General features: G+C 50.8%; 6 protein-coding genes and 1 tRNA gene. 3 read left to right on the forward strand and 4 right to left on the reverse strand.

What is annotated here, in order from left to right:
- A partial coding sequence (locus tag I5W_RS32010) for a hypothetical protein (protein ID WP_159106116.1) occupies positions 1-1191 on the reverse strand: 1191 nt, incomplete at its 3' end.
- Positions 1192-1648: 457 nt separating this feature from the next.
- Between I5W_RS32010 and I5W_RS10395 the strand changes: the two genes are divergently transcribed.
- Positions 1649-2839, forward strand: a complete 1191-nt coding sequence (locus tag I5W_RS10395; protein WP_148289085.1) for a LuxR C-terminal-related transcriptional regulator — start codon at positions 1649-1651, stop codon at positions 2837-2839.
- A gap of 109 nt (positions 2840-2948) precedes the next feature.
- On the opposite strand, the gene I5W_RS10400 is transcribed toward I5W_RS10395, so the two are convergent.
- Positions 2949-3773 carry a hypothetical protein gene (locus I5W_RS10400; protein ID WP_044529163.1) on the reverse strand — a complete coding sequence of 275 codons (825 nt, stop codon included), beginning with the start codon at positions 3771-3773 and terminating at the stop codon, positions 2949-2951.
- 105 nt (positions 3774-3878) lie between these two features.
- A complete protein-coding gene (locus I5W_RS10405; protein ID WP_044529164.1) occupies positions 3879-5789 on the reverse strand; it encodes a DUF262 domain-containing protein in 1911 nt (636 codons plus the stop codon).
- Between the two features lie 283 nt (positions 5790-6072).
- Between I5W_RS10405 and I5W_RS32420 the strand changes: the two genes are divergently transcribed.
- Together I5W_RS32420 and I5W_RS10410 are read left to right on the forward strand one after the other, a co-directional pair.
- Positions 6073-6240, forward strand: a complete 168-nt coding sequence (locus tag I5W_RS32420; RefSeq protein WP_164471186.1) for a hypothetical protein — start codon at positions 6073-6075, stop codon at positions 6238-6240.
- A gap of 93 nt (positions 6241-6333) precedes the next feature.
- A tRNA-Gly gene (locus tag I5W_RS10410) sits at positions 6334-6407 on the forward strand.
- A gap of 96 nt (positions 6408-6503) precedes the next feature.
- Here the strand turns inward: I5W_RS10410 and I5W_RS10415 are convergent.
- Positions 6504-7184, reverse strand: a 681-nt coding sequence (locus I5W_RS10415; protein ID WP_044529165.1) for an acyl-CoA dehydrogenase family protein, incomplete at its 5' end; no start/stop codon positions are given.

Genomic DNA, 7184 nt, shown 5'->3' on the forward strand with positions numbered 1-7184 from the left:
GAGGCGCCGAGCGATATGCAGCCTCAGCCGAAAGCGGATGTGCAGCCGAGCGTCGAGCACCCCATTGAGCGCTACCGCCGGTTGGACTCGTGGTTGGGTTTCCTGATCGCTGTCTTCCTGCTCTTGGCGGTATTGCCGACCATTCTTAGACAGTGCGCCAGTACGAATGAGCCTGCCATCCGCGAGCAGCGACCCAAGATGGATCGGCTCTCCATGCGCCTTTTGAATCATGGCTGTACTCAGCTCTTCGACTGCCGGCTGTTGAGCACTGGCCAAAGGCGCTAAAACAGTATTCTTATTGGAAACAGGCTTAGGGATTTCTATCGGCAGCGCATTTACATAAAACGCAATATAGGAATTTTCGACTTCAACGAAGTTGTTAGCCGCATTGCAGTTACCATCAGCAGGTCGGGGAGCAAACTTCAATTCAAATGCGGGGCTGAGTTCCGCTTTGAAGCAATAGTTATTGGCTTTGCTAATGTTGACACTACCTGGAAGTGACTCATCTTCCACCGCATCTATGATGGCCTTTGTTCCAGTTCTTTCATCATCATTTGCACAGTTGGCCGAATTAATGGTCATCGTAATTTTATGAGTTGCGGCCTCACCTTCAGAAGCAGCCTGATCGACCAGTGGAGAAAAAATATTATTAACGTATGTAGTTGCGACACCATAAGCTGTTGTGAAAGGATTGATTGGGAGAGCTAAATCTTTGGTTGCATTAACTGCACCAAGCAATACTTTCGCACTAACACTCTTACCTTGCGTGCGAACGACCCCTACTGACAGATCTATTACTGTAAATGTATTTTCGCCGTTCTTGAGCGAGAACTTGCTCAGTAGATTCTGCTCAATAGGCACTGATATCTGCCCCTTTCGGAATTGAGAAACCGGCGCTTTTACTATTTTTGCAAATGACGCGCTCCTGCCATCATCACCAGTAGCACCGCTGACAGTTGTCGTCAGCGTGACTCCGATTTCCTGATCCTCTACAAATCCGAAGTATTTTGATTTTTTTGAAAAAATCATACGCCGAAGATTCACGGTCAGCTTATCTGTTGAATCGATACATCGTCCGTTTCCGGCACCATCATTCAATCGAACAATGATTGACCCCTCACTAGCAAAAGAGACTTGGGGGAATAGGAAAAATGCAAAAAAAAGAAATATCAAAAAGTCGCGTGATGACATATTTTTCCTCTTTTAAAATCATTCTTTCTGCCAACATTCCCACTTGGGATGGATACCTGCGACGCTGCTATCGATCGGACTTCACCTTGATGAATAAACCTGGATAAAAAGCATTCGACGATCTTGGCAATACCGACGATCAAAACTACCTGAGGAGTTCATAGCTGCACAATAAATCGTCCATTCGCAATGTGTATCAGCGCTCCCATCAATACGAATCCTTGTATCCTAAGGATTATCTGAGAATTTCACCTCATCCAAATTGATGAGAGCGTCCGAAGAAACTAGCCGTTGCCGATAGCCAATTTCCATCGACTTAGTTGGATGCAGGTAAGAGTCTGGGGAGAGACTTATTACTAAGTTTTCTGGCATATTTCCTGCTCTATCAATCCGTGGACGTTTGCTTTTTTGTGAGCATGGCCAGTTCAGAGAAAACAACAAAACATAGGGGAATCTTGTGGACCTTCCGCTCCAGGAACTCACGCGATTTAGCGAGCTTGTCGATCTGATCTATGAAGGCGCCACTGCACCCGGAGACTGGAGCAGAAGGATACTCCCCGCCGTTGCGCACTATTTGGATGCACCCAGCTGCATCCTGTATTCCACCCACCATACGCCGCAGGATGGCGGTTACTTCTTTCTGCATGGCATCGATCAGGAGCACGTGGATCAATACATCCAGAAATACTATGACGTCGATGTCTGGAAGATGGCGATGCAAGAGCGCAATCTATATTCCACCGGCAATGTCCTGATCGGAGATGAACTGGTGGAGCGCAGCCGGTTGCTCGAATCTGATTTCTATAAGCAATGCCTCTCGCGCAATCAGAATATGGCGCAGGTATTGGCCGGCATTGTGTTCGGCAAAGAGTCGTCAACCTCGCTGCCCACGGTCTGCTCGTTCTTTCGAGGGATGCATCATCCGGACTTCGACCAGATCGCCCGCACGCGACTAGGCCTGCTGCTGCCGCATCTATCGCGCGCGCTGGGTGTCATGCAGCGTCTGCGGTGCAGCGAACTCACCCTGGCCACCAGCCTGGAAGCGCTTGACCGGCTGCCCTCCGCGGTGCTTCTGCTGGACCATCAGGGGCGGGTCGGCTTTGCCAACGGAGCGGCCAAGAACATGCTGACGCTGGGCGATGGCCTGTACCTGCGCCGCTTGAATCGCACAGCGGAAACCTACGAGCTCGTGGGAGAGACATCGGCAGTGAATAAAGCGATCAAGATCGCCATCGACTTCACCTTGAATGCTTCCCCATTGGAGATTCGCCACTTCTCGAAATCCCTGGCGGTACCGCATCTGTCTTCCACGGAAAACTATGTCCTGCAGTTTTCTGCACTGGGGATGCACAACGAGTTCGGCGGCGAGGACAGCATGTTTGCTGCGATCATTTTCATTTCAGATGGAGCCGCGCGTGTGCGCATCGATCTGGACACCTTGCAGGCGGTCTATGGCATGACGCCCATGGAGGCACGCGTAGCCGCGTCCCTGGTGGAACACGAATCGGCGAAAGAGGTGGCCGATTTCCTCGGCATCAGCGCCAATACGGTGCGTACCCATATCCAGAATATCTACGCCAAACTGAGCGTGGATACGCGTACCAGGTTCGTTAAAGTGATGCTTGGGACGGCCAATGGCCGGTCCTGAATGAATCAAGCGTTTGCCGATTTGATTTCACAGCGCTAGAACTCATTTCATCAATAGTCGTCGAGAGGATCATCCATAGTGACGTGAGTACTATAAGTTTGTGCACCAATCAGATATCTTTCTTATTTTTTATCGCATTAGGTTGATTCTGCTCTTTCAAATCTCGATTGGGTTTATAGACTAACAAAAATTCGCTAAGCGTCATCACCACAGCCTTGTCGTCCACCAACCCCATGACGTTTGAAAACTCGCCCTGACCAGGATCTACTCCTGCCCAACCCCCAAAATAACCTCGGGCGGTAGCCACACGTTCAACATAGTCAGAGAACTGCTTGTACGACCGCCCCAAATTACTAAAATCACGGGCGTCCAAACAACTATCCAAACGAGAATTGTTTTCCTCCCAAGTTCCCCAATAGGGGAGAAGTTTTAGATCGGAAAATTTTTCACCGTGGGAAAAAATGAAGCAGTGCGGCTCCCATAGATCCATTGTCGTCTGAGTTATCAGACCATAGTCATTAACCAAATTCGTGTGCTCCCTTTGAGCACTGAAAAGCACATCGACGCGAGAAGCGACACCCTCGTTATTTTCTGGGTTAAGCTTTTCTTCAAACGCTATGTATTTTCCGTAACTTCCCGTTTCGCGAGTTTTTTTGAATATGTCATTAAATGCTTTTTTTCCCTGACCAGATTTCTTCCTCAATATTGCCTCGGCGCGCTTCAGATCCAGACTTGGATATTTTTCCGTCTCGGACTTGAGGTCTTTATGCTGATGCTTGAACTCGATTAGTATCCACTTGAAGTCCATTGAAAGAAGCGCATCAGAAAGCTCATGATTTCCATCGAGAGGGGCAGCGAAATCTACTTCAGGTAGATGATCTCTAACAAACACCCATTCAACAGTTTTTTCCCAAGAGATTTTTTTGTCTTCCATTCCTAATTTCCAAAAACCTGAGTCATCAACTCTGATTGTTACAGCCTTCCGGGCCGAAAATATCTACAAGGTTTTTCTGATACTGCGTCATCCAAGAATGCGCCGTCATTTATCCTCTGCGTCGTCATCGTCATCCAGCTCCAATTCCAAGCCGACACGCTCATCGTAACAACCTACGCCCAGCGCCTTGACTGCGGCCGTCCCCCATTGAAGACTGGCATACTCCTTGATGTCAGCAGCGCGCTTGCGGCAGTTATTTTCACCCCAGTGCTGTCCGCTGGAGGCCATACGATTTCCAATGTACTTACTATCGCTGAGCAATGCGTTGAACGAAACTCGAACCGCTCCCTGAAGCTTGGGCAGCTTCTCATCGAAATTTGCGTTTTTCCAGCTACGATTCTCGGATACCGGCAGGACCGTCAGGTTGCCCAGATGGTGGAGATACGGCGCCATGCTCGCAGCATATTTTCTCCCCGTGGGCGTTGACTTATCCGCGCTATTGACAGGATAGATGTGCTCAATGTCCCAGGTTCCAAACTGCCCTGGTTCATCAGAGAACCAAGCTTCATGATCCAATGGATTCATATCGCTCTTGGTCTGTTCGGCCCACTTATCTGACTTTGGCAGATATCGCCCATAGTTCCAGAAAATATAATGGATCAAACGCGCGTAGGATCTGTAGAAGCTCGGCGAGTCCAGAGAATTCAACGGGAAAATGGTTGCTTCGCGTTCCTCTTTTGATAGCGTTCCCGCCCCCATTACATCTGATTCAGAGGCTTCCCAATAAGGGCAAAAAGCCCAATACATCTGGTGATTGAGTTTATCTGCGGTATCAACTTTACCGCCAACGTCATCAACATAGACTCCCTGCTTGAACTCCTTGGCCATCCTCCATTTACGAGACCGGGCGTAGTTGCTTCGTTTATCGGCCAACGCGGTTCTGAAAGCGGTAATTTCGGCCATTCGAATGACTTTGACAGCGTCGCCTTTCAGACGAATCAGTGCAGCAATCACCAAAGGCTGCAATTCAGCATCGCTAGGCACTTTCACAAAATCAAGCAGCGCGTCTCTGAGATCCGGGTGCGCTTCAGGGTTTGATATCGGATCTTCCACTTTCAGCCAAACCCCGCAGACTTGCACCAGATCATCCAGATATTCGCTGATGTACGTTGCGACCTGATTGTTCTCCAGGCGCTCACGAATTCGTTCGTCGATCTTCTCGAGAACGCGATCAGAGCTGGAAAACGGGTGGTTATCGAACAAAATCCAATGAATACGCAGTAAGCGATCACTATCGTATTCCTGATCTCTACTTACGCTTTCTGGGTCAAGAAGGCGATAAAGGTCACCGTAACGCTGAGTGATCCTTTGCACCAGTTCCTCCTGCTGCGAACCCTCACAACTGGCGGCCCACTCAATCAGTTTGTTTTTGACGAGATCAAACTGGCTCACTTCCTTCCCACGTAAATTGATACGTTCAAAAAGACTAGTGGCCCCAGCTATGGTAGGAGCGAGATAAACAATGAGCCGGCATTGGAGCAACTGTTCCGCATCCAAATTGCGGGTCTTTAATTCGGCGAAGGCATCGGCCAGCAATCTTTGGGAAAGCGTGTTCGGCTCGTCCGGTTGCCGGCCAGCAACCAGCTTCTCGAAGAATATCCGGTCATCATCCTTGATCTTGATCCAGCTCCGTACCGGGAAAACAGCATGGTCTATGACATCTCCACCTTTCCCGGCCGCCCCCAAGGCAAGCATCAAGGTAGTCAGTCTCTGCTGACCATCCACGATCTGAAGAGCACCGCTGGCATCCTGGCACGCCACGATCATTTCCAAGAATAAAGGCTGCTTTCTGTGTCTAGCATTCTCAATGTCATACACAAAATCGCTTACCTGCGCTCGTCCCCTCCCCTTTTCATTACGCCAATCGTAGGGGCGCTGAAAAGCCGGAATAACAAGTCGTTGAGAAAGCAAGTCGGCAACCGTCATAAGGGTTGCGGTATCTGGCTGAAGATTCATGTAGTTTTTTTTCTCATATATAAATTAAAGACGTCTGTCTTTCCCCGCATGAACTTTATCAGAAATTAACTATTCGTTTGCATTCTCATGCTTAGGCAATAAGCCTCTCGCCGAGATGCGCCCCATCCGCAGAGTACGTGCTAGCGGGCACCCAGCATCAGACCAACCGTCTCCCACAAAAACATTCATTCTTCAACCGTCTGGACTTGAGGAAACACACCGGACCGTTCGGAAGGTAAGATAAGCGCTGCAAGCAAGCCAAGCCCAGCCGGAGCCAGCCATCATGAGCGAACGTCGCGTCCCCCCCGTCAGTCCAATCCATGCCATCCGACCGCTATCGGAGGTGAGCGTCAAGAGGACTTACTTCCGGCAATTGAATCAATGGCGCAAGATGTCGGAAAAATATGCCAAGGAGAGGAAGGCGCGGGAGGCCAAGGAACAGGATAAATAAGCTGGAAAACGGAATTTGCCCAAGCTCAGTGAGCCGATTCGAAAGACCCTGGTTTGCCCGCGCAGTACAATCCCGCGTAGAATAGCGGCTCTCGCGGGTGTAGCTCAATGGTAGAGCAGAAGCTTCCCAAGCTTAAGACGAGGGTTCGATCCCCTTCACCCGCTCCAATTCGGCGTTCCAGCACCTTCCTCCGAAACCCGGGAACTGGCGTAAGCCACTGATTCGACTGAGGTTTTTTCATTCCCTCGGGACAGAAAGAGTCGTCACAGCGAGATGCCTCCTCGTTCAAGCAGGCTGCGCGCAATCATCATCCGATGTATTTCCGAGGTGCCGTCGTAAAGCCGGAAGACGCGCGCATCGCGGTAGTAACGCTCGATCGGCAGCGCGCTGCAATACCCCATCCCGCCAAAGATCTGCACTGCGTTGTCGGCGACCCGGCCCAGCATTTCCGAGGCAAACAACTTCACCATCGACACCTTTTCGCGTGCCTCCCGCCCCTGGTCGATTTCCCAAGCTGCGTTGAGCATCATCATCCTGGCGGCATAGATGTCGGTCTGCATGTCCGCTAACATTTTCTGCACCATCTGGAAACTGCCGATGGGGGCGCCGAATTGCCAGCGCTGTTGCGCAAACTCGGCCGACATCTCCAGCAGCTTCGACGCCATGCCGACGGCCCTGGCACCGACATAGGCCAATCGCGCGACGTTGATCAGGCCCAGCATGAGCGCCATGCCACGCCCCGGCTCACCAAGCAACTGCTGCGCCCCGATCCGACAGTCGGTAAAGAACAGCCCATGCTGATGGGTACCGCGATGGCCCATCATGTCTTGCCGCGGTCCCAGTTCAAGGCCAGGCGCATCACGGTCGACCAGAAAGCAGGAGATGCCTTGCTCGCAGCGTGCCGTGACGACATACGCGCCCGCGACATCGGCATCGCTGATGAA

Source organism: Herbaspirillum sp. B65 (genome assembly GCF_000333555.1).
GTDB classification, from domain to species: domain Bacteria; phylum Pseudomonadota; class Gammaproteobacteria; order Burkholderiales; family Burkholderiaceae_D; genus Herbaspirillum; species Herbaspirillum rubrisubalbicans.